Raw genomic sequence first — 22,924 nt, forward strand, 5'->3', positions numbered from 1 at the left:
CTGCATAAGCAAATGGCGGGCCTTGGCCCGCCATTTTTATTATCTGGTGATTGGACCTGGGTTCAGCCCTGGTCGAACACGCTCTTGACCGACTCGGCGGTCTTGGCAACCACGATGTCGGCTTCCTCGCGCGTCAGGCAGAGCGGCGGCGCGAAGCCCAGTATGTCGCCCTGCGGCATGGCCCGGCCTATGACGCCGCGATCGAGCAGCGCGGCAGCCACCTGAGGGCCGATCTTCCGCGACGGATCGAAGAACTTGCGATCGTCGCGATCCTCGACGAACTCTATCGCCGCCATCAGCCCGTCGCCGCGCACCTCGCCGACATTGACGTGCCCGCCGACCGCATCCGCAAGCGCGGCCCGGAAATAGGCGCCGGTCTCTCCGGCATTGGTCACCAGATCGAGTTCATCGATCAGCTCAAGATTGGCGACGCCCGCCGCCGCGCAGATCGGATGAGCCGAATAGGTCCAGCCATGGCCAAGCGACCCCAACTTGTCCGAGCCGTCGACCAGCACCTTCCACACCCTGTCGCCGACGATGACGCCGGACAGCGGCGCATAGGCCGAGGTGAGACCCTTGGCGATCGTGATGAGGTCGGGCTTCATGCCGTAATGGTCGGAACCAAACATGGTGCCCAGCCGGCCAAAACCGGTGACGACTTCGTCGGCGACCAGCAGCACGTCGTATTTGCGCAGCACGGCCTGGATCTTCTCCCAGTAGCCCGCCGGCGGCGGCACGATGCCGCCCGTACCGAGGATCGGCTCGCCAATGAAGGCGGCAACCGTGTCCGGGCCCTCGGCGAGGATCATTTCCTCGAGCTTGTCTGCGCAATGCTGTGAAAACTGCTCCTCCGACATCGAGCGGTCCTCGCGCCGGAAATAATACGGCGCCTCGGTGTGCAGGATCGGCGCGCGCGGCAGATCGAAAGCATTATGGAAGAGCTCGAGCCCGGTCAGCGAACCGGTCATGACGCCCGAGCCGTGATAGCCGCGCCAGCGCGAGATGATCTTCTTCTTCTCCGGCCGCCCCAGCACGTTGTTGTAGTACCAGATCAGCTTGATGTTGGTCTCGTTGGCGTCGGAGCCGGAAAGGCCGAAATAGACGCGGCTCATGCCTTCCGGCGCCCGGTCGATGATCATCTTGGCAAGCCGGATCGAGGCTTCCGTGCCATGACCGACATAGGCGTGATAGTATGCGAGTTCCTTCGCCTGCTCCGCGATCGCATCGGCGATCTTCTGGCGCCCGTAGCCGACGTTGACGCAGTAGAGGCCGGCAAAGGCGTCGAGGCTCGTCTTGCCGTTCGCATCGGTGATGTAGACACCCTCGCCCCCGGCGATCACGCGGTTGGGAGCTTCTCCCCGCGCATGCATGCCCATATGGGTGGAGGGATGGAAGAAATGGTCGCGGTCCCAGGCTGCGAGTTCGTTGGAGCGGTCGAGCATCGTCTTTCTTCCTTCTTCTTCAGGCTGCGTCGAGGCAGAGATATTTGAGTTCTGTAAAGGCTTCGAGCCCGTGGCGGGAGCCTTCGCGGCCGAGGCCGGATTGTTTGACGCCGCCGAAGGGCACCGGCGCGCCGGTGATCTTGACCCGGTTGATCGCGACCATGCCGTAGTCAAGCGCGCGTCCCATGCGAAGCTGGCGCGCGCCGTTCTCGGTCACGACATAGGCCACAAGACCGTATTCGGTCGCGTTGGCGCGGGCCACGACTTCGGCTTCGGTGTCGAACGGCGTCACCGCCGCAACGGGGCCGAAGGTTTCCTCACGCATGATCGCGGCGCTATCGGGAACATCCACCAGCAGCGTCGGGCGATAGAACAGCGATCCGGCTTGGCCACGCTCACCGCCAGCAAGCAGCCGCGCACCGTTTGCAATCGCGTCCGCCACCTGCTCCTCGACCTTGCGCACCGCGCGCTCGTGCATCAGCGGTCCGATCTCGACGCCTGGCTCGAGACCGTGCCCAACCTTGAGCGCGCCGATCCGCGCTGCATAGGCCTCGCAGAAACGCCCGTAGATCGAGCGCTGCACATAGATGCGGTTGGCGGCAAGGCAGTCCTGCCCCGACGTCGCGAACTTCGCATCCACTGCGATCCGCACCGCCTTGTCGATGTCGGCATCGTCGAAGATCACCAGCGGCGCATGGCCGCCGAGCTCCATCACGAGCCGTTTCATCGTCGGCGCACATTGCCGCGCGATCAGCCGCCCGATCTCGGTCGATCCGGTGAAGCTCAGCGCCCGGACACGCATATCGGCGCATAGTGTGCCAACGATCGTCGCAGCATCGCCGGTAACGATGTTGAACACGCCGGCGGGCAGGCCTGCGCGTTCGCCCAGTTCAGCCAGAGCGAGCGCCGAAAGCGGTGTCTCGGACGACGGGTGCGCCACGACCGTGCAACCGACGGCCAGAGCAGCGGCGGCCTTGCGGGTCAGCATCGCCGATGGGAAGTTCCAGGGCGTCACCAGGCCGACAATACCCAGCGGCTCACGCCGTACCATCATCTCCGCGCCGGGCAGGTGGCTGGTAACGCTCTCGGCGTTCACGCGCCGGGCTTCCTCCCCGTACCACTCGACGAAGGAGGCGGCGTAGTCGATCTCGCCAAGAGATTCCTGCAGGGGTTTGCCCTGTTCGAGCGTCATCAGCAAGGCAAGGTCGTCGCGTGCCGCCTTTATCAGGTCGAACCACGTCCGCAGTATCGTCGCGCGCTCCTGCGGCAGCATCGTCTGCCAGACGGACAACGCGGCCGATGCCGCGTCGATTGCGCGACCTGTCTCGGCTTCGCCAAGCGATGCAACCCATGCCAGGCTTTCACTGGTGGCGGGGTCTGTGACCTCGAACGTCTCGCCGGCATCGCCAGCGGTCCAGTGACCGTCAACATAAGCGAGTTCCCGGTGAAGCCGACGATCGGCGAGGCCGTCGAGCGCGTCGTGGCGCAATGTGGGAGCAAAACGGGCGGACATGGTCGAGCCTCTCGATAGGGTTCGACCGTAACGGTAACCACGATGCCGAAGAGAGTGAGACTGTTCCTGTGCCGCCGCGCAGACAGATCGTCTGCGCCGATCGACCAGAAGAAGAGATTGTCTCTACACGGTCACGCCTCGGGCGGCAGCAACGTGGCTACCGGCAGCGCAATCTCCTCCTTCACCGTGCGGGTCACGATGTAGGTGAAATAGCGGTCGATGCCGATCTCGCGCTCCAGCATGGCATCGATGAAGCGCTGATAAGCGTCGATGTCGCGCGCGGCGACCTTGAGCATGTAATCGATACCGCCGCCGACCGACCAGCAGGCGATGACTTCCGGGCTGCCGCGCACCGCGCGTTCGAAGCGGTCGAAGTCGGCCTGCCGGTGGCTCGCGAGCGTCACTTCGACCAGCACCGTCGCCACCGGCGCGACCAGTCGCAAATCGACCCTCGCGTGATAGCCCGAGATGATGCCGGCCTTCTCCAGCCGCCGCAGGCGCATCCAGCATGGCGTCGGCGAAAGCCCCACCTTTTCCGCAAGCGCCAGCTTCGTGATCCGCCCGTCGCGCTGGATCGCGTCGAGGATCTTGAGGTCGATTGCGTCGAGTTTGGATGTGGTCATGGGGTGCGAGCCTGTTGCGGCGACACCATGATGGCGCGCGATTTCGATTGTCAATTGCACTGATTGTGTTCTCTAATGAAGTCATGACAATCTGGCGCCCTGATCCTGCCCTCATACGACGCCCTGCCTATCTGTCGCTTGCAGACCAGTTCGCGCGGGCGATCCATGACGGGCGGCTGGAAAACGGCACGCGCCTGCCCACGCACAGGCGGCTCGCGGACGAATTGCACCTCTCTGTGCAGACCGTCAGCCGCGCGTATGAGGAGCTGATCCGCCGCGGCCTGGTGGCAGGCGAGATCGGCCGCGGCACTTTCGTGCAGACGCGCAAGCCCGAGCCCGTCCCGCCCTATCTGCCCGAACGGCTGGGAGAAGTGATCGACCTCTCGATCCTGAAACCCGTCTGCGAGACGATGCATCACGACAAGATGAAGCAGGCGCTTGGCTGGCTCGCCGAGAACCTGCCGGCCAGCGCGGCACTGTCCTTCCGCCCGAATGTCGTGTTCCCGCGCCACCGCGCCGCTGCGGTCGAATGGCTGGGCCATTGCGGTCTGGAAACCTCGCAACTCAACGTCAGCGTGACCAACGGCGCGACCGCGGGCATGACAGTGGCGCTGATGGCCGCTGCTCCGCCCGGCTCCACCGTCGCGGCCGAGGCCATCGGCCACCATACACTCGTGCCGCTCGCGACCTATCTCGGCTTCAACCTGGAAGGCCTGCCGATCGACGATGACGGGCTGATACCGGATGCGCTCGACAATCTTTGCAGACATTCCGACATCCGCGCCGTCTTCGTTCAGCCCTCGGTCATCAACCCGACCGCAACGCTGATGAGCGCGGCGCGCCGCGCGGCGATCGTCGAGGTGGCGCGACGGCACGACATCACCATCATCGAGAACGACGTTCTCGGGCCGCTGATCGAAGACCGCCCGCCGCCGATCGCGGCGCTGGCGCCGGAGCGCACGCTCTACGTCACAAGCTTCACCAAGATCACCGTTCCGGGTCTCAGGATCGGTTATCTTGCGGCACCCGACCGCTTCGTCGCTGCTGTTGCCAACCGCCACCTCGTCTCCAACTGGATGGCGACGCCCGTCGTCGCCGAGATCGCCACGAAATGGGTACAGGACGGCACGGCGATGCAGCTTGTCGAGTGGCAGCGCGCGGCAATCCGCAAGCGCCACTCCATCGCCGCCGAGGTGCTGGCGGATGCACGGTTCCATTCACATGCTGAAAGCCTGCACATCTGGCTCCCACTGCCGCCCGGTCGCAGCGAGGAAAGCTTCGTTTCCCAGGCGCGGCTTCAAAACGTTGCGATAGCACCGGGCCTGTCCTTCCGCACTTCGGAGGCCCCTTGGGCGCCGGCCGTGCGAATCTCGCTCGGCTCGACCGACGAGGCAGAGTTGCGGACCGGTCTAGGCGTTGTCGCGAAACTTCTGCTCGCCGATCCCGAGCATCTTCTGCTCGCGATATAGGCGCTGTTGCCCGCCAATTGTGCGACTTAGCAATAATTGTCATGATATTATTTTCTGATTGACATGATTTACAATCTTCCCTGAAGTAAGGCCATGTCTCGATCGGCTCGCCGAGCGGGCGTTCCAAGCCGAACGGCATCAGACTCGGCCAAAACAAGGGGAACCTTCATGCGCAATCTTTCGAAGACCATTTCACGCGGCCTGCTTGCCGGCGTCGCGCTCGCGGTACTGCCGCTTTCCGCACATGCGGACGAGTGGCGCTACGCGTTCGAGGAAGCGTTGAACGAGGTCCAGGGCGTCTACGCGACCAAGTTCAAGGAATATATCGAGGAGAACTCCGATCATACGGTGACGCTGTTCCCGTTCGGCACGCTGGGCGAGTCGGCCGACATCATGGAACAGGCACAGGCCGGCATCCTGCAGTTCGTCGATCAGTCGCCGGGCTTCACCGGCGCCCTGATCCCCGAGGCGCAGGTCTTCTTCGTGCCCTACCTGCTGCCACAGGACGAGACGAAGCTGTTCGAGTTCTTCCGCACGTCCAAGGCGATCAACGAGATGTTCCCTGAGCTCTACGCCCAGCAAGGTCTCGAGCTGCTGACCATGTTCCCGGAAGGCGAGGTCTGCCTGACCACGCAGGAGCCGGTGAAGTCGCCGGCCGATCTCAACGAGGTCAAGTTCCGCGTCATGACCAACCCGCTTCTGGTCGAAGCCTATGCTGCCTGGGGCGCGACGCCGACGCCGCTGCCGTGGGGCGAGGTCTACGGCGCGCTGCAGACTGGCATCATCCAGGGCCAGGAAAACCCCGGCTTCTTCCTGGAATCGACCAAAATGTACGAGGTGACGAACGTCATCACCTGTCTCGGTCACAACAACTTCACGACGGCGATGATGGCCAACAAGGACTTCTTCGACGGCTTGGGCGCGGAAGACCAGGAACTGGTGCAGGCAGCAACGAAATCAGCCTTCGACTACATCCTGGAATACCAGAAGGGCCTTCAGGCGGAGTCGCTTGAGAAGATCAAGGAAGCCAAGCCCGACATGCAGATCAACATCCTGTCGGAGGAAGAGCGCAAGCCCTTCATGGAGGCAGCGACGGAAGTCGAAAAGGAATTCATCGGCATGACCGGCGACGACGGTAAGGCGATCCTCGACCAGATGAAGGCCGATCTCGCGGCAGTCGACTAAAGGTTTGTTCGGTGTCCGGGGTCTTCGAGCCCCGGACACTTCGAATTCCGTCCACTCTCGCCGTGGAGAAGCGCCGTGAGCGACCAGACAGCCACCGGCACGCAGACTGAATCCAACCTGCCCGGCTTCCTCGGCGTGATCGACACCGCGATCGCGCGCATCGAGGCCGTGATGCTTGCGGCAGGTGTGCTGCTCATGGCGGCGAACACCGTCGCCAATGTGATCGGCCGCTTCGTCCTGCAGAGCAGCATCTATTTTTCCGAGGAACTGAACTCGATCCTCATCGTGCTGATCACGTTCGCCGGCATCAGCTATGCCGCGCGGCACGGTCGCCATATCCGCATGTCGGCGATCTTCGACACGCTGCCGGCGCCGGCGCGCCGGGCCGCGATGGTCCTGATCGCCGTAGTCACCGCGATCTTTATGTTCGGTCTTTGCTGGTACGCCACCGGCTACGTGATCACGCTGGCCGGGCGCGGCAGGCTTTTGCCTGCACTGCAGATACCTGTGTGGTGGATGTACGTCTGGGTGCCTGTCGGCTTCTTCATGACCGGCGCGCAATATGCGCTGACGGCGGTGAAGAACCTGACAGAAAAGGATATCTGGCTCTCGACGCTCGTGCTCGAGGGCTACGAGGAAGACAATCAGGTCTGAGGATCCCGACATGGCACTCACCATCTTCCTCATCATGATCGTGCTTCTTCTCATCGGCTTCCCGATGATGATCCCGCTGATCGCTGCCGCCTTCACCGGCTTCTTCGTGCTGTTCGGCGGCTTCGGCCAACTGGAGACCATGGTCCAGCAGATGCTGGCGGGCATCAGGCCCGCCTCGTTGATCGCGGTCCCGATGTTCATCTTCGCCGCCGACATCATGACACGCGGCACCTCCGCCGGGCGGTTGATCGACATGGTGATGGCGTTCGTACGCCACATCCGCGGCGGCCTCGCCGTCTCCACCGCCGCCGCCTGCACCATGTTCGGCGCCGTTTCCGGCTCGACGCAGGCGACCGTGGTCGCCGTCGGCACGCCGCTGCGCCCACGCATGCTGCAGGCCGGCTACAAGGACAGCTTCGTTCTGGCGCTTATCGTCAATTCGTCCGACATTGCTTTCCTGATCCCGCCATCGATCGGCATGATCATCTATGGCGTGGTGTCGGGCACCTCCATCGCCGAGCTCTTCATTGCGGGCATCGGCCCCGGCCTTCTGATCCTGGCGATCTTCTCGATCTACGCGGTCATCTACGCGACACGCCACAATGTGCCGACCGAGCCGAAGGCAAGCTGGGGCGAGCGCGCGACGGCCGTCCAGCAGGCGCTGTGGCCGCTCGGCTTCCCCGCGATCATCGTCGGCGGCATCTATGGCGGTGTGTTCAGCCCCACCGAGGCCGCAGCGGCCTGCGTGCTCTATGCCCTGATCCTCGAAGTGCTCGTGTTCCGCACAATGGGCCTCAAGGAGGTCTATGCGACGGCGAAGTCGACGGGCCTGATCACGGCGGTCGTCTTCATCCTCGTCGGCGCGGGAGCTGCCTTCTCCTGGGTCATCTCTTTCGCGCAGATTCCCCAGCAGATTCTCGAATCCGTCGGCATCGCCGACATGGGCCAGATCGGCGTCCTGTTCGTCATCTCGATTGCATTCTTCATCGGCTGCATGTTCGTCGACCCGATCGTGGTCATCCTCGTCCTTGTGCCGATCTTTGCTCCGGTGGTGGATTCGGTCGGTCTCGATCCGGTGCTCGTCGGCACGATCATCACGCTGCAGGTTGCGATCGGTTCGGCGACCCCGCCCTTCGGGTGCGATATCTTTACCGCGATTGCGGTCTTCAAGCGCCCCTATTTCGAGGTCGTTCGCGGCACTCCGCCCTTCATCATCATGCTGCTAGGCGTGTCGGTGGCGCTTATCTTCTTCCCGCAGATCGCGCTGTTCCTGCGTGACCTGGCGTTCCGCTAGTAGGTAAAAGGAAGGGGGAAACGGCCATGTTCAACAAGATCCTGCTCCCGGTCGACGGCTCCGAGCCGGCCATGCGCGCGCTCGCCGTGGCTGCCGATGTCGCCGGCCGTTACGACGCCGAGATGGCCGTGATCTGCGTCTATCGACACCACAGCCCGCTGGAAAGTTCGCTGTCTATGGTGAGGGCTACCGATCCATCCCCGCCAGACAAGGCACTCTCAGAGCATGCGCGCGAGGTGGTGCGTGTCGCCGCCGAAGAACTGGAGCGGCTTGGCGCAAGCAAGGTGCGTACCATGGTCAAGCGAGGCCCGCCTGCGCGCACCATAGTGAACGTCGCTCGCGACGAGAATTTCGACCTGATCGTGCTCGGCAGCCGCGGGTTGGGAGATGTAGAAGGTTTCCTGCTGGGCAGCGTATCGCACAAGGTGACGAGCCTTGCCTCCTGCCCCTGCCTTACCGTGAAGTGAGCCACTAATGCGTTCGCAGTCTTCGATCATCGAAAAGGCAGCACCGATCCGTCTTGCCGACGGACTGGTTTCGATCGACCCCGAGCCGATGGAAAGGCGGGTCGGGCTCATCATTCTCGCCACCGACCACACGACCGAGCCGGACTTCGCGCGCATGGTCGCCGGCCCTCGCATCGGCACTTATGTCGCGCGCATCGCCTATGCCAATCCGACGACGCCGCAGAACCTGCGCGCCATGCAGCCGGCGCTGAGCGAAGCGGCCGCCCTGATCCTGCCGGACGAACCGCTCGATGCGATCTGCTATTCCTGCACATCGGCCTCGGTCGTCATCGGCGATGCCGAGATCGAGCATGCCATTGCAGCCGGCAAGCCCGGCACGAAAGTGGTCACGCCCACAACTGCAGCGGTGGTCGCTCTTGCAGCGCTCGGCGCGCGCCGCATCAGCGTGCTTACGCCCTACACCGTCGAGACCAGCAGGCCGATGGCGGACTATTTTGCCGCCCACGGCTTCGACATTGCCAGCTTCACCTGCCTCGGCTTCGAGGACGATCGCAAGATGGCGCGGATTGCATTGGATTCGATCGTGGAGGCAGCAAGGCAGGCCACTGCGCCCGACGCCGAGGCGCTGTTCATCTCCTGCACGGCGTTGCGTTCGGCCTCTGTCGCTGCCCGCATCGAGGATGCGATCGGCAAGCCGATCGTCACCAGCAATCAGGCGACGGCATGGACATGCCTGCGCCTCTGCGGCGACGAAACCGCCAAACCCGAATACGGGCGTCTTATGACGCTGCCTTTGCCTACCCGCTGAGCCGCGCCATGACCCCGGCCGCAATCAGCCTCTCCGACATTCTCGCCGCCCGCGAACGCATCGCCGGCAGGATCGAGCAAACCGCGCTCGTGACGTCATCGACACTGTCGGAGACCCTTGGCGTTCCTGTCCATCTGAAGCTGGAGCACCGGCAGACGACCGGCAGCTTCAAGCTGCGCGGCGCGACCAATGCGATAACGCTGCTCGGCGCAGAAGAGCGCAAACACGGTGTCGTGGCGGCGTCCACCGGCAACCACGGCCGCGCGCTTGCTCATGCAGCGAAGGTCGAAAACATCCGCGCCACGATCTGCATGTCGCGCCTCGTGCCCGACAACAAGGTCTCCGAAATCCGCAGGCTGGGTGCGGAGATACGCATCGTCGGCAACAGCCAGGACGATGCCCAGGTCGAGGTGGAGCGCCTCGTTGCCGATGAAGGCATGATAATGGTGCCGCCCTTCGATCATCCCGGCGTCATCGCGGGTCAGGGAACGCTCGGCCTTGAAATCGTCGACGCGCTTCCGGAGGTCGAGACGGTGCTGGTGCCGCTTTCGGGCGGCGGGCTTGCAGCAGGCATCGCGGCCGCCATCAAGGGCAGGTCGCCATCGACACGGGTGATCGGCGTTTCGATGACGCGGGGCGCGGCCATGAAAGCGAGCCTCGACGCCGGCGCGCCGGTCCAGGTTGAGGAAGTCGCCTCGCTGGCCGACTCGCTCGGCGGCGGCATCGGCCTCGATAATCGCCTGACCTTCGCCATGTGCCGCGATCTTCTCGACGAGGTTTTGCTGCTGTCGGAAGAAGAGATCGCCGCCGGCATCGCGCATGCCTATGAGGCGGAGCGCGAGATCATCGAAGGTGCGGGTGCTGTCGGCATAGCCGCGCTTTTGTCGGCAAGGGTGAAGCCGGCCGGACCGACGGTTCTTATCCTGTCCGGCCGCAACATCGACATGGAACTTCACCGTCGCATCGTCTGCGGCGACAACCCCTTTGCCGGGGAGCCCGCAGCATGACCCGCATGACCATCCTCACCGAAGCCGAATTGCGGAACCTCGTCCCGCTCGACCTTGAAGCGGTCGACTGCGTCGAGAACGCCTTTCGCGCACTGGCCACCCTGCAGGTCGCGATGCCGCCGATCCTGCGGCTCGACATTCCCGAGCATCGCGGCGAGGTCGATGTGAAGACCGCCTATGTTCCCGGGGTGGACGGCTTCGCCATCAAGATCAGCCCCGGCTTCTTCGACAATCCGAAACTCGGTCTTCCGAGCGTCAACGGCATGATGGTCCTGCTCTCGGCAAAAACCGGGCTGACCGAAGCGCTCCTGCTCGACAACGGCTACCTGACCGACATTCGCACCGCCGCCGCTGGCGCGGTCGCAGCAAAGCATCTGTCGCGGCCGGATTCCACCGTCGCGGCGATCTTCGGGGCCGGCGTGCAGGCCCGCCTGCAGCTCAAGGCGCTGATGCTGGTGCGGCCGATCGCCGAGGCGCGCATCTGGGCGCGAGACGCGACCAGGGCCGAGGCACTGGCAGCAAGGCTGCGCGAGGAACTGGGTATCCTTGTTCGCGCGGAAGCCGACCCGAAGAAGGCGGCATCGGAAGCAGACGTGCTGGTAACGACCACGCCCGCCGAGCAGCCGCTCATCAAGGCCGACTGGCTGTCTCCCGGCCAGCATGTCACGGCCATGGGTTCGGATGCGGAGCACAAGAACGAGATTGACCCGGCCGTGATGGCGCGCGCCGAACCCTATGTCGCGGACAGCCTGAAACAGACCAGACGGTTGGGCGAACTGCACCACGCCATCGAGGCGGGGGCGGTTGCCGCCGATGCCGGATTCCCGGAACTGGGGGCGATCGTGGCAGGCAAGGTGCGCGGGCGACGGTCGCCGGCGGCGATCACCCTTTGCGACCTGACAGGCACCGGTGCGCAGGACACCGCCATCGCCACACTTGCCCGGCAGCGCGCGGCGGCGGCCCGGGCAGGAACGATTTTCGAAAGCTGACCAAGCGAGGAACCCCCACTTCATGAGTTCGCCCAATCTCAAGTTCACGCGTGAGGAATATGCCCAGCGTCTGGCCAAGACGCGCCGCGCGATGGAACGGCGTGGCATCGACGTTCTCATCGTCAGCGACCCGTCGAACATGGCCTGGCTAACCGGCTATGACGGCTGGTCGTTCTACGTGCACCAGGCCGTGATCGTGCCGCCGCAGGGCGAGCCGATCTGGTACGGCCGTGGGCAGGACGCGAATGGCGCAAAGCGCACGGCCTATCTCGGCCACGAGAACATCATCGGCTATGCCGACCACTACGTGCAGTCCACCGAGCGCCACCCGATGGATTTCCTCACGCAGGTGCTGCGCGACCGTCGTCTCGACGGTCTGGCGATTGGCATCGAGATGGACAATTACTGGTTCTCGGCCGCAGCCTTCGCAGCACTCCAGAAAGGGCTGCCCAACGCACGCTTCGTGGATGTCACAGCGCTCGTCAACTGGCAGCGCGCGGTCAAGAGCCCGACCGAGATCGACTATATGCGCAAGGCGGCGCGCATCGTCGAGGCGATGCATGCCCGCATTCTCGACAAGGCGGAAGTCGGCATGCGCAAATGCGATCTCGTTGCAGAAATCTACGATGCCGGCATTCGTGGTGTCGACGATTTCGGCGGTGATTATCCCGCCATCGTGCCCCTGCTGCCGTCGGGCGCGGACGCTTCGGCACCGCACCTGACCTGGGACGACCGGCCGATGAAGGCCAATGAAGGCACCTTCTTCGAGATTGCCGGGTGCTATCACCGCTATCACTGTCCGCTGTCGCGCACCGTGTTCCTCGGCAAGCCGACCGACGCCTTCCTTGATGCGGAAAAGGCGACGCTGGAAGGCATGGAAGCCGGCCTCGAGGCAGCGCGGCCCGGCAACACATGCGAGGACATCGCAAACGCTTTCTTCGCGGTTCTCAAGAAATACGGCATCGTCAAGGACAACCGCACAGGCTATCCGATCGGGATCAGCTATCCGCCGGACTGGGGCGAGCGCACGATGAGCCTGCGCCCGGGAGACCGGACGGTGCTTGAACCCGGCATGACGTTCCATTTCATGACCGGCCTCTGGCTTGAGGACATGGGTCTCGAGATCACCGAATCCATCCTGATTACCGAAACCGGTGTGGACTGCCTGGCCAATGTGCCGAGGCAGCTTTTCGTCAAGGACTGAGCGCCATGCTCGACCAGAACCTTCGTCCCTCCCCCATCGTGCCGACGATCGACCTAGACGGGTCCGGCGCACAGCATGGTTTCCTACGGCTGCCCTTCAGCCGGGACGACTCGGCCTGGGGTTCCGTCATGGTGCCCATTGCGGTCATCAGCAACGGCCAGGGACCCACGGCACTGCTGACGGGCGGCAACCACGGCGACGAGTATGAGGGACCGCTGGCGCTTTACGATCTGGCTCGCACGCTGGATCCGCAGGACGTGTCGGGCACGGTCATCATCCTGCCGGCGCTCAACTACCCGGCTTTCAAGGCGGGCACCCGCACCTCGCCCATCGACAAGGGCAACATGAACCGCAGCTTTCCAGGCAGGCCCGACGGCACGGTTACCGAGAAGATCGCGGACTACGTGCAGCGCCATCTGCTGCCGCGCGCCGACATCGTTCTCGACTTCCATTCCGGCGGCCGCACGCTCGACTTCGTGCCGTTCTGCGCCGCGCACGTCCTGCCCGACAAGGTGCAGGAAGCGCGCGCCTTTGCAGCCGTGGAGGCCTTCGCGGCACCATGGTCGGTGAAGATGCTGGAGATCGACGCTGTCGGCATGTTCGACACCGCCGCCGAGGACATGGGCAAGACCTTCGTCACCACCGAGCTCGGCGGTGGCGGAACCTCCCGCGCGCGCACCGTCAGGATCGCGCGGCGTGGCGTCATGAACGTGCTGCGCCATGCCGGCATCGTCTCCGGCGCGGTCGAGCAGTCCCCGACCGCCTGGCTCGACATGCCGTCGGGCGATTGTTTCTCCTTCGCCGAGGATGACGGCATGATCGAGACGATGATCGATCTCGGCGACAAGGTCGAGCAGGGCATGGTCGTCGCACGCATCCATGGCGTGGGCCGCACCGGAACTGCGCCTCAGGAAATCCGCGCGAAAATGGACGGGCTGCTCGCCGCACGCCACTTTCCCGGCCTCGTCAAAGCCGGCGACTGCGCCGCCGTCGTTGCGGTGCCGACCGGCTGATCGCCTACCAGTGCGACATCGGCAGGCCGGCAACCGGTGACCGGAAGAACGGTATGCGGGTTCCACGCAGCGATCCGATATAAACCGTCCGGAGGTCCGGCCCGCCGAACGTAACGGACGCGAACCAGGGTGCCAGCTTGCCGCCGCAGGCCAGCATCAGGTCCGGTGTGACGGCATCGCGTGCGAAGGCGTCGTGTAGCACCTTCGACGGAGCGGGGTTGTCGTCGTCAAGTATCACCCGGAAATCGCCTTCCGGCGTGATCGCGAAGATGCGGTCGGACATCACGTGGGTGCCCCACAGATTGCCATGGCTGTCGAAGGCGATGCCGTCGATAAAACCGCCGGTGTCGTCCGGCCCGAAGGTTTCGCGCGCCGTCACTTCGCAGCGGTCGTCGATGCGCAGCCGTGTGATGCGCCGACCGGTCGTCTCCACGACGTACAGCCATTCCTCCGCCGCATCGAAACGGATCTCGTTGGTGAAGCGGAAGCCGTCGGCGACGACCCGCAGGCCATGCTCGTCGAACACGGCGACATAGCCGTCGGCGAGGTTGGGGCTGATCGCCTGCATCCAGTTGACGATGCGGGTCGAGATCGTCAGCCATACCCGGCCCTTGCTGTCACGCAGGACGAAATTGACCTTGCCTATGGGTTTGCCGTCGAGCGTATCCGCCAGCACCGCGGTCTGGCCGTCGCGCGTCATCCGCTCCAGCCTGTCGGTGCCGAAATTGGAGACCAGGAAGGAGCCATCGCGGTCGAAGGCAAGACCATTCGGCAGCGTGCCGGTGGTGAAGCGTTCCGCCTCGTCGGCATTGGCAGAAAAGCGCTCGTCGAGCTGCTGGGTTACGAGGTGCTGCGAGCCGTCCGGCCGGATGTGAACCACCCCGCCGCGCGCATCGGCGCTCCAAAGGCTCCCATCACGTTCGGCCAGAATGCATTCGGGCCGCTGCAGCCCCTCTCCGATGAAGCCGACCGTCGCCGGATCGACCTCGAAGCCGTCTATCGGATTGCCCGCCATCACGCTCCTCCCCGCCGCCCCGCTGCAGGGCGGCTCTTCTTTGTCTCGATGCTAGAACGAAACCCGGTCGCCGCCCTTGAGGGCCAGCGTGGCGCGGGCCTCTTCGGGCGTTGCGATGTCGAGACCGAGTTCCTCGATGATGAGCCTGATCTTGCGCACCTGCTCGGCGTTCGATTCGGCAAGCTTGCCACGACCGATGTAAAGCGAATCCTCGAGCCCGACCCGCACGTTGCCGCCCATCAACGCGGCTTGCGTGGCGATCGGCATCTGGTGGCGGCCCGCCGCCAGAACCGACCACTGGTAGTCGTCGCCGAACAGCTTGTCGGCCGTTTCCTTCATGAAGATCAGGTTTTCCGGCGCCGCACCGATACCGCCGAGGATACCGAAGATCATCTGTACGAAGAAGGGCGGCTTGACGAGACCACGATCTACGAAATGGGCAAGGTTGTAGAGGTGGCCGACATCGTAGCACTCATGCTCGAAGCGCGTGCCGTGCTTCTCGCCGAGATTCTTGAGGATGTATTCGATGTCGCGGAACGTGTTGCGGAAGATGAAGTCGTCCGTGCCGAGGATATAGGGCTTTTCCCAGTCGAACTTCCAGTCGCGCTCCTTGGCTGCCATCGGGAAGATGCCGAAATTCATCGATCCCATGTTGAGCGAGCACATCTCCGGTGCAGCCTGCATGGGGGCTGCCAGCCGCTCTTCCAGCGACATGCCGAGCCCGCCGCCCGTGGTGATGTTCACCACCGCGCCGGTCGCCTGCTTGATGCGCGGCAGGAACTGCATGAACACGGCCGGGTCCGGCGTCGGCCGGCCGGTCTCCGGGTCGCGCGCGTGGAGATGCAGGATCGCTGCGCCGGCCTCTGCCGCCTCGATCGACTGGCGGGCGATGTCGTCCGGCGTATAGGGCAGAGCGTCCGACATGGACGGCGTGTGGATGCCGCCGGTGACGGCGCAGCTTATGATGACTTTCCCGGTGTTCTTGCTCATGGGTCTATGTCCTCGTGAAGGTCGGAAGAAGGGCCGTCAGTCCTCGATGATGGCGACGGCGCGAACGAAGCCCGCCGAAGCGGCGCGGATCTTGAAGGGGAAGCAGGAAATCTGGAAACCGGTGGCTGGAAGCTGCTCCAGGTTGGTCAGCTTCTCGATATGGCAGTAGCCGATCTCCATGCTGGCGCGGTGGCCTTCCCAGATAATCGAGGGGTCCTTGCTTTCGGCGAAGCGGTTGCGCGTATGCGAGAACGGCGCATCCCAGCTCCACCCGTCGGTGCCGGTCACCCGAACGCCCTGCTCGAGCAGATGCAGCGTCGCCTCGCGGCCCATGCCGCAGCCGCGATGCGTGTAGTCGGGCTGGCCATAGGCGGTACCCGCGGATGTGTTGACCACGACTATTTCCAGCGGCTTTAGCGTGTGCTCGATCCTTTCGAGCTCGCGCTTCACATCATCCGCGGTGACGATCTGGCCGTCGGCGAAATGGCGGAAGTCCAGCTTCACGCCCGGCTGGAAGCACCAGTCGAGCGGCACCTCGTCGATGGTGATCGCGCGCTTGCCACCATCCATGGTCGAGTGGTGATGGTAGGGCGCGTCGAGATGAGTGCCGTTATGCGTCGTGATCTGAAGCAGTTCGATCGCCCAGCCCTCTTTGCCGGGCAGGTCTCCCTCCTTCAGGCCGGGAAAGAAGCCGGTGATCTGTCCTGCCGTGTCCTTGTGCGGAAGATAGGTGATCTTCGGTTCGTGGCCGGGCGGGTCGGAGGCGATGCCCGCCTCCAGCGGAACGGACAGGTCGATGATGCGGCGTGCCATGTTTCGGTCCTTGCGGGGTTAGAGAATGCCCGTCGCGATCCAGGGGAAGGCAACGACGGCAAGCAAGACGAGCAGCATGATAAGCGCGAACGGAGCCGCGCCGGCGAAGATATCGTTGAGCCCGATCGACGGATCGTCGAGCGTGCTCTTGATGACGTAGACGGAGAGCCCCATCGGCGGCGTCAGCAAGCCGATCTCGACCGCCAGCACAGTGATCAGGCCGAACCAGATCAGGTCGATCCCCATCGAAGTGGCGACCGGCAGGACCAGCGGCAGCGTGATCAGCATGATCGAGGAGGAATCGAGGATCGTGCCGAGCACGATCAGCACCAGCACGAACAGCGCGATAAAGCCGTAGACGCCTATATCGAGCGCGATCACCCATTCCGTCAGGAAGGCTGGCAGGCCGGACAGCGCCAGCATGCGGCTGTACATGGTGGCCGCGATGATCAGGAAGCAGATCGACGCGGTGATGTGGCCGGTCTCGAGCGAGACATCCCACAACGTGCGCGCGCCGATGCGCCGCTTGGCGGCTGCGATCAGGATCGCCCCCAGCGCGCCGATGGCGCCGGCTTCGGTCGGGGTAAAAAGACCGCCATAGATCCCGCCGAGAACCAGCGCCACGAGCAGGAGGATCGGCAATAGTTTGGAAATCGTGTCGGAGGCGACCGACGATCGCTCTTCAGGCATCTCGGCCGTCAGTTCGTTCGGCGTCCCGGTGAAGCCTTTCCAGAAGCGCACCATCGCCCAGATGCCGACGCAGTAGGCGAGCGCCAGCAGGACGCCCGGCCCGATGCCGGCCAGAAAGAGCGAGCCGACGGACTGTTCGGCGATGATCCCGTAGAGGATCAGCAGCAGGCTCGGCGGGATCAGCATGCCCAGCACAGAGCTGCTGGCGACAATGCCGGTGGCGAAGCGCGCGGTGTAGCCGATCCGCATCATCTCGGGCACGGCAACCTTGGTGAAGACGGCGGCCGATGCGATTGAGATGCCGGTGATTGCGGCAAAGATGGCGTTGGCGCCGACTGTCGCCATGCCGAGACCGCCGCGCACCTTGTGGAACAGGCGGTTGGCGACATCGAACGTATCGCGGCCGATGCCGGCGCGGCTCACCACCAGCCCCATCAGCACGAACAGCGGCACGACGCCGAACAGGTAGCTCGAAATGCTCTCGCGTGCCGCCAGTGACAGGATGCGTGCCGCCTGGTCGGCATTGTCGCGCAAAAGCCAGATGCCAACGAAGCTGACGAGGGCGAGCGAGATCGCCACATGCAACCCCGAATAGATCAGGACGAGGATCGCCGCGAGCGAGGCGAGACCGATCTCGACGCCGCTCATGACTCACTCCGTTCTTGGGCCGCAGACTGAAACGCCAGGATGAAGAGTGCCACCGCGCGCATCACGAAAACCGCGCACAGCACGGTCGCTCCGGCCAGCACGATGAAATGGACCGGCCAGATCGGCGCGATGAACTGACCGACAGTGCCCACAGTCTCGTTGCGTCCGTAGCTGCGCAGGAACAGCGGGTAGAAGGCGGTGACAAGTACGCCGGTCAGCAATGCGCCGGCGGCGTGCATCACAGCGTCGACGAACAGGCCGACACGCGGCGCGCGGCGCGCAAGCTGGTTGATGAGCGCATCGGCCCTCGTCAGCTTTCCGCGCGCCAGCGTATTGGCGAGCTGAAGGAAGACGATGCCAAGGATGGACATCGAGATGATCTCCGGCACACCCATGATCGGCCTGCCGAACATGCCGCGACCGATGACGTCGCAGGCGATCAGCACCATGATGGCGAGGATGCCCAGCGTACCAACGACGCTCATCGCCACCGTCAGCCGGTCGAGCAGCCTCGCGGCCAGGTCGACCGGACGATAGCCGGTTCGCAGTTCGCCGAGCGTTGCGGGAAGCATGTCTTCACCTGTCGAACGGGTTTGAAATGATCAGCGGAGACCTGCCGGGACAGGCCCGGCAGGCAACAGGCAAGGAGAAGTCTTCGTCGAGAAGGCTTCTCTCAGCGCGACCTAGCGTTGCGACCAGTCGCGCGGCAGCGGTGCGCCGGCTTCCTTGAGCGCGCCGATATAGGCGTCCAGCACTTCCGACGCCGGCAGGTTGTCAGCCTCGGCTGCCTTGGCCCAGGTGTCGGCGATTTGCGGCAGCGCCGCTGCCCAGCGCGCCTTCTCCTCGTCGGAGAGCGTGGTCAGCGTGCCGCCGTTTTCCTGCATGCCGGCAAGGGCTGCCTCGACGCGGCTGTTCTGTTCCTGCAGATAGGCTTCGGTGTAGGCTTTCGCGCCTTCGCGCAGCGCCGCCTGCACGGCCTCCGGCTGCTCGTCGAACCATGGCTTGTTGGCCACGACCGAGCCGGCATACTGCGCACCGAAGTCGGTGATGGTGATGTGCGGCGCCACCTCTTGCAGCTTGGCCGGAGCCGCCGCCGTCGGGAACACGATCACGCCGTCGAACACGCCGGTCTGGATGTCGTTGTAGTAGGTGGTGAGGTTGCCGGCCACGCCGACCGCGCCGGTGCCTTCCAGCCAGTTGACCGCCGGCCCGGGCGCGGCGATGCGGCGACCGCTGAGGTCGTCGATCGACTCGACCGGGAAGTTGGTCATCAGCAGGTAATTGTCGAGCGCGAATCCGCCGCCAAGATATTCGACGTCGTAGCGCTCCCAGCTATCGACCATGCCCGGCACGCTCTCATGCAGCGCATTGACAGTTTCCAGCACCAGGCGCGGGTCCGGCGTGCTGAACGGCGTGAAATAGGAGACGTTCTGAAGCGGCAAAGCGGTTGGCTCGAAGACCGTCGGCACGACGCCGACTTCGGCAAGCCCGTCCTCAAGCGCTTCAAGCTCGCCGCCGACGGCCGCCAGCGTACCGCCATAGGCTTCGCTCCACGCAATCGTGTAGCCGGAGCCTTCCAGCGCCTTGTTGACGGTGGGGATGTAGGTCTCGGTCAGGTGCTTGACCCACAGGAAGACCGGCGGATGACCGTTGACCAGCGTAACGCTGATCTCCTCCTGTGCATGGGCGGAGACGCCGGTCGAAGCAAGGAAAGTTGCGGCCAAAAAGGCGCGACGCAGATGAGTGTTCATGTTTCCTCCTGGTTTGCAGCCCTTCAGGCGGGCGTGCTGTTGTTTCCGGAACGGAGCCTGCCGGCCTCGTCCACGGCATGCGATATCGCCAGCGCGCGAATGCCGGCGGCGATGAATGTGACGGCGTTCTCGATCACCGCGTCGAGATCGTCGTCGCGGCAAAGCCCGTCGGAAAGCACTGCGGCGCGGTGATTGCGGGCCATCAGCGGCATCGCGATGTTGATGGCATGCATGTAGGACCACACCGCCATCTCGCGCGAAATGCCCGGCACGACTTTCTGGATCGCATCAATGAACTCGCGCGCGATACCGTTGTACTGCATGCCGGTTAGGCGGGTGGAGCGCTCGTCATGACCGCTGGCGACGTTGACCACCATGCGCGCATAGTGGAAGCCGCCGCCGTTCGACATGCGGCCGACCTCGATGGTCGGGCGCAGCAGCGCCACCAGAATCTGCTCCAGTGCTGGCTCAGAATCTCCCGACAAGAGTTCCGCGAGAATTCTCCGTCGACGATCGTTGATCTCGTCCGAGCGGCGCACGAAGACCGCCTCGAAAAGCTGCTCCTTGGTCCGGAAATAGTAGTGGATCAGCGCCAGATTGACCTTCGCGAGGTCGGCAATCGCCCGCGTGGTAGCCGCGGCGAAGCCGTGATCCGCAAACACCGCTTCCGCGGCATCGAGGATCGCGTCCGCGGCATCGCGGCGCTCCGCATTGGCAGCGGGCTGCAGCATTTCTCCTCCCAGAGAGACTAGTCAATTGATTAAATCATATGACCAAGTTATCGAATGTCAACGGGGTGGCATACGCGCGCTGATTGCGCGCAGCCGCCAACGATTCGCTTGATTCGATTTGCAGAATCCGCCTCACCGTCGCACCGTGCTTCGCGCGAGGCGTGCAAAAGCTAGCATTTCAGCGGCTTATGCGGCTCTGCATCGCGACAAAAATATGAACGGCCCTGCGCAAACGCATTTGACGCGGCAGTTCAATTTTGCAAGCATCGTCGCATAATTGAGACAATGGGGCATAAAGTCGAAAAATTGAAACCGGCCGAAAAGACCAGCAGCCTTCCGGTTCTCGTCAGCGCGCAGGCGGTGACGAAGATTTACCGTTCGCGTCATGGCGACAGCGTCGAAGCGCTGGCGCCAACGACGCTCGACATCCACGAAGGCGAATTTCTCAGCCTCATCGGCCCCTCGGGTTGCGGCAAGTCGACGCTGCTGCGCATCCTCTCCGGCCTTGAGCCGCTGACCGGCGGCACGTTGACGTGGCGCGACGGACCCCCGACCGCAGGCTCCGATGTCGGCTTCGTCTTCCAGGAGCCGGTGCTGTTGCCGTGGCTGTCGATCCTCGACAATGTGCGTTTCCCGCTCGATGTCTTTCGCACGTCGCGCGCCGAGGCCAATGAGCGCGCCCGCGCCATGCTCGCGCTGGTGGGCCTCGGGGCTTTCGAAAAGTCGCTGCCCAAAGAGCTTTCGGGCGGCATGCGCCAGCGTGCCGCGATCGCCCGCGCGCTGGTCTACAGCCCGCGCATCGTGCTGATGGACGAGCCCTTCGGCGCACTCGACCTGCTGACGCGCGACCGCATGAACGACGAACTCCTGCGCATCAAGGCCGAGACCGGCTCGACCATCGTCTTTGTGACCCATTCGATTGAGGAAGCAGCCTACCTCTCCGACCGCGTGGCGGTGATGTCGGCGCGGCCCGGCCGCATCAGCGCCATTCACCACCTCGATCTCGGGCCGCAGCGCTCGGAAGCGATCAAGGATGATCCGCGCTTCTATCAGTGGCTTTCGACGCTGCGAAAGGAACTGCGGTGAACGACACGGCGCTGCGACGCATCTTCACGGTCGCGACCCCGCTGCTGCTGATCGCCGCGTGGTGGGGTTACGTCGAGCTATTCAACGTGCCGCGCTTCGTGCTGCCACCGCCGGATGCGGTGTTCGGGGAGCTGGTGCGATTGTTTGCCAGCGGCACCATCTGGCCGCATCTCGCGCACACGGTCGGCATCATCGTCGCCGGCTTCGCCATCGGCTCGGCGGCCGGCTTCGCGCTCGGCTTCGCGCTTGGCAAATGGCCGCGTGTGGAGCGGATCGTCGGACCCTACCTCTTCTTCTTCCAGACCGCGCCGAAGATCGCGCTCGCACCGCTCTTCATCTTGTGGTTCGGCCTCGGCCTCACCTCCAAGATCGTATTGACCGTGTCGCTGGTGTTCTTCCCGATCATGGTCGGCACCATGCTCGGCCTGCGCTCGGTGCCGGCGAACCTGCACGCGCTATGCGCCATCCTCAAGCTCTCGCCGCGCGACAAGCTGCTGCGCGTGGAACTGCCCGCAGCCGTGCCGGAAATCTTCGCCGGGCTGAAGGTCGCGGCGGTGCAGGCGACTATCGGCGCGATCCTCGCGGAATGGCTTTCGGGCGGCACCGGCCTCGGCTACCTGATGGTCTTCGCCGGCACGACGTACAAGACGCCGTTGCTCTTCGCGATGGTGCTCGTCACCTCGCTGCTCGGCATTGCCGTCTATCAGGCGCTCGCGCTTACCGAGAAGTGGCTGCTGTCATGGCGATGAAGGAGCGCTCCGCGATCTGGCCGTGGAAGGGGGACGTGCCCCCGCATCTGCCGCGACCCGAAAAAATGCCCAAGGCGTTTCTGTTGCCGGGCGATCCAAGCCGCGTCGACAAGGCTGCCGAGGTGCTCGACGATTTCCGCATCGTCGGCCAGAACCGCGAGTTCCGCATGGGCGTCGGCACACTGGACGGCGTTGCGATCGGCATCTGCTCGACCGGCATCGGCGGCGCCTCGACCGAGATCGTCATGGTCGAGCTTGCCGCACTTGGCGTCGAGGTCGCGATCCGCACCGGTGGCATGGGCGCGCTCGCGCCGGACCTTGCGCTGGGCGACTTCCTCGTCGTCGTCGAGGCGATCCGCAACAGCGGCGTCGCGGCCTTCTATGCTGAACCCGGCGAACGCGTGCTGGCCGACATCGGCGTCGTAACGCTGCTCGATACCGCAAGGGGCGAACTCGGCCTGCCCGGTCGTCCCGGAACCTGCGCGACCGCCGATGGCTATTATCGGGCACAGGGGCGACCGGATCGCCCCGACGGTGACGGCACGCCCGCGATCCTCGACCAGCTCGCCGCGCGCGGCGCAGAGGGCATCGAGATGGAAGCCGAGATCGTGCTTGCCGCCGGCCGTGCGCTGGGCATGCGGGCGGGCGCGGTGCTTGCCGTCCACGCCCACCGCCTCAGCGACGGCTGGCTCGAAGACTACGACAAGACGCAGCGCGACCTGCTGCGTCTGGGTGCAATGGCGGCCGCCCGCGCGGTTGCCGGACGATAGAAGCTTGAATGCA

23 protein-coding genes are annotated in these 22,924 nt (G+C 64.3%); 13 read left to right on the top strand and 10 right to left on the bottom strand.

Features of this window, described 5'->3' with window-relative positions:
- Nucleotides 1–62: 62 nt before the first annotated feature.
- The 3 genes from ACVJNE_RS05415 to ACVJNE_RS05425 form a co-directional block, all read right to left on the bottom strand.
- Nucleotides 63–1,442 carry an aspartate aminotransferase family protein gene (locus tag ACVJNE_RS05415; protein WP_499563635.1) on the bottom strand — a complete coding sequence of 460 codons (1,380 nt, stop codon included), beginning with the start codon at nt 1,440–1,442 and terminating at the stop codon, nt 63–65.
- Nucleotides 1,443–1,461: 19 nt separating this feature from the next.
- Nucleotides 1,462–2,955, bottom strand: coding sequence for an NAD-dependent succinate-semialdehyde dehydrogenase (locus tag ACVJNE_RS05420; protein ID WP_499563637.1), 1,494 nt, complete (start codon nt 2,953–2,955; stop codon nt 1,462–1,464).
- Between the two features lie 131 nt (nt 2,956–3,086).
- Nucleotides 3,087–3,578 (bottom strand): Lrp/AsnC family transcriptional regulator, encoded by a 492-nt coding sequence (locus ACVJNE_RS05425; protein ID WP_499563639.1) that lies wholly within the window; start codon nt 3,576–3,578, stop codon nt 3,087–3,089.
- Nucleotides 3,579–3,661: 83 nt separating this feature from the next.
- On the opposite strand from ACVJNE_RS05425, the gene ehuR reads away from it, so the two are divergent.
- The 10 genes from ehuR to doeB all read left to right on the top strand — a co-directional run bounded on the left by ehuR (nt 3,662) and on the right by doeB (nt 13,668).
- The gene (gene ehuR / locus ACVJNE_RS05430) at nt 3,662–5,047 is read left to right on the top strand and encodes a MocR-like ectoine utilization transcription factor EhuR (RefSeq protein ID WP_499563641.1); all 1,386 of its coding nucleotides are present in this window, start codon (nt 3,662–3,664) and stop codon (nt 5,045–5,047) included.
- 168 nt (nt 5,048–5,215) lie between these two features.
- Nucleotides 5,216–6,232: a TRAP transporter substrate-binding protein gene (locus ACVJNE_RS05435; protein ID WP_499563643.1), complete on the top strand. Its 1,017-nt coding sequence runs from the start codon at nt 5,216–5,218 to the stop codon at nt 6,230–6,232.
- Nucleotides 6,233–6,307: 75 nt separating this feature from the next.
- Nucleotides 6,308–6,886: a TRAP transporter small permease gene (locus ACVJNE_RS05440; RefSeq protein WP_499563645.1), complete on the top strand. Its 579-nt coding sequence runs from the start codon at nt 6,308–6,310 to the stop codon at nt 6,884–6,886.
- Nucleotides 6,887–6,896: 10 nt separating this feature from the next.
- On the top strand, nt 6,897–8,180 hold the full coding sequence (locus ACVJNE_RS05445) for a TRAP transporter large permease (protein WP_499563647.1): 1,284 nt from the start codon (nt 6,897–6,899) through the stop codon (nt 8,178–8,180).
- 26 nt (nt 8,181–8,206) lie between these two features.
- Nucleotides 8,207–8,647: a universal stress protein gene (locus tag ACVJNE_RS05450; protein ID WP_499563649.1), complete on the top strand. Its 441-nt coding sequence runs from the start codon at nt 8,207–8,209 to the stop codon at nt 8,645–8,647.
- 7 nt (nt 8,648–8,654) lie between these two features.
- Complete coding sequence (eutA, locus tag ACVJNE_RS05455; protein ID WP_499563651.1) at nt 8,655–9,455, top strand: ectoine utilization protein EutA; 801 nt, start codon at nt 8,655–8,657, stop codon at nt 9,453–9,455.
- A gap of 8 nt (nt 9,456–9,463) precedes the next feature.
- Nucleotides 9,464–10,462, top strand: coding sequence for a hydroxyectoine utilization dehydratase EutB (gene eutB / locus ACVJNE_RS05460; protein ID WP_499563653.1), 999 nt, complete (start codon nt 9,464–9,466; stop codon nt 10,460–10,462).
- Nucleotides 10,459–11,451: an ectoine utilization protein EutC gene (gene eutC, locus ACVJNE_RS05465; protein WP_499563654.1), complete on the top strand. Its 993-nt coding sequence runs from the start codon at nt 10,459–10,461 to the stop codon at nt 11,449–11,451. Before eutB ends, eutC begins: the two co-directional genes overlap by 4 nt.
- Nucleotides 11,452–11,473: 22 nt before the next feature.
- Nucleotides 11,474–12,655 (top strand): ectoine hydrolase DoeA, encoded by a 1,182-nt coding sequence (gene doeA, locus ACVJNE_RS05470; RefSeq protein WP_444726563.1) that lies wholly within the window; start codon nt 11,474–11,476, stop codon nt 12,653–12,655.
- A 5-nt stretch (nt 12,656–12,660) separates the two neighbouring features.
- Nucleotides 12,661–13,668: a N(2)-acetyl-L-2,4-diaminobutanoate deacetylase DoeB gene (gene doeB / locus ACVJNE_RS05475; RefSeq protein WP_499563656.1), complete on the top strand. Its 1,008-nt coding sequence runs from the start codon at nt 12,661–12,663 to the stop codon at nt 13,666–13,668.
- 4 nt (nt 13,669–13,672) lie between these two features.
- Here the strand turns inward: doeB and ACVJNE_RS05480 are convergent, their stop codons facing one another.
- The 7 genes from ACVJNE_RS05480 to ACVJNE_RS05510 form a co-directional block, all read right to left on the bottom strand.
- Nucleotides 13,673–14,683 carry an SMP-30/gluconolactonase/LRE family protein gene (locus ACVJNE_RS05480; protein WP_499563658.1) on the bottom strand — a complete coding sequence of 337 codons (1,011 nt, stop codon included), beginning with the start codon at nt 14,681–14,683 and terminating at the stop codon, nt 13,673–13,675.
- Between the two features lie 51 nt (nt 14,684–14,734).
- Nucleotides 14,735–15,673, bottom strand: a complete 939-nt coding sequence (kce, locus tag ACVJNE_RS05485; RefSeq protein WP_173189186.1) for a 3,5-dioxohexanoate:acetyl-CoA acetone transferase — start codon at nt 15,671–15,673, stop codon at nt 14,735–14,737.
- Between the two features lie 36 nt (nt 15,674–15,709).
- Nucleotides 15,710–16,486 carry a cyclase family protein gene (locus ACVJNE_RS05490; protein ID WP_499563660.1) on the bottom strand — a complete coding sequence of 259 codons (777 nt, stop codon included), beginning with the start codon at nt 16,484–16,486 and terminating at the stop codon, nt 15,710–15,712.
- An 18-nt stretch (nt 16,487–16,504) separates the two neighbouring features.
- Entirely contained in the window at nt 16,505–17,824 is a 1,320-nt protein-coding gene (locus ACVJNE_RS05495) for a TRAP transporter large permease (protein WP_499563662.1), read from the bottom strand.
- The gene (locus ACVJNE_RS05500) at nt 17,821–18,396 is read right to left on the bottom strand and encodes a TRAP transporter small permease subunit (RefSeq protein WP_173189180.1); all 576 of its coding nucleotides are present in this window, start codon (nt 18,394–18,396) and stop codon (nt 17,821–17,823) included. Before ACVJNE_RS05500 ends, ACVJNE_RS05495 begins: the two co-directional genes overlap by 4 nt.
- A 111-nt stretch (nt 18,397–18,507) precedes the next feature.
- A complete protein-coding gene (locus ACVJNE_RS05505; RefSeq protein WP_499563664.1) occupies nt 18,508–19,575 on the bottom strand; it encodes a C4-dicarboxylate TRAP transporter substrate-binding protein in 1,068 nt (355 codons plus the stop codon).
- 23 nt (nt 19,576–19,598) lie between these two features.
- On the bottom strand, nt 19,599–20,306 hold the full coding sequence (locus ACVJNE_RS05510; RefSeq protein ID WP_499563666.1) for a TetR family transcriptional regulator: 708 nt from the start codon (nt 20,304–20,306) through the stop codon (nt 19,599–19,601).
- Between the two features lie 285 nt (nt 20,307–20,591).
- Between ACVJNE_RS05510 and ACVJNE_RS05515 the strand changes: the two genes are divergently transcribed.
- From ACVJNE_RS05515 to ACVJNE_RS05525, 3 genes are read left to right on the top strand one after another with little or no spacing between them, the layout of a single operon-like run.
- Nucleotides 20,592–21,392 carry an ABC transporter ATP-binding protein gene (locus ACVJNE_RS05515; RefSeq protein WP_499563668.1) on the top strand — a complete coding sequence of 267 codons (801 nt, stop codon included), beginning with the start codon at nt 20,592–20,594 and terminating at the stop codon, nt 21,390–21,392.
- On the top strand, nt 21,389–22,141 hold the full coding sequence (locus ACVJNE_RS05520; RefSeq protein WP_499563670.1) for an ABC transporter permease: 753 nt from the start codon (nt 21,389–21,391) through the stop codon (nt 22,139–22,141). Before ACVJNE_RS05515 ends, ACVJNE_RS05520 begins: the two co-directional genes overlap by 4 nt.
- Entirely contained in the window at nt 22,132–22,911 is a 780-nt protein-coding gene (locus tag ACVJNE_RS05525) for a nucleoside phosphorylase (RefSeq protein ID WP_499563672.1), read from the top strand. Before ACVJNE_RS05520 ends, ACVJNE_RS05525 begins: the two co-directional genes overlap by 10 nt.
- Nucleotides 22,912–22,924: the final 13 nt, after the last annotated feature.

It is taken from the genome of Mesorhizobium sp. DxT, from assembly GCF_058448885.1.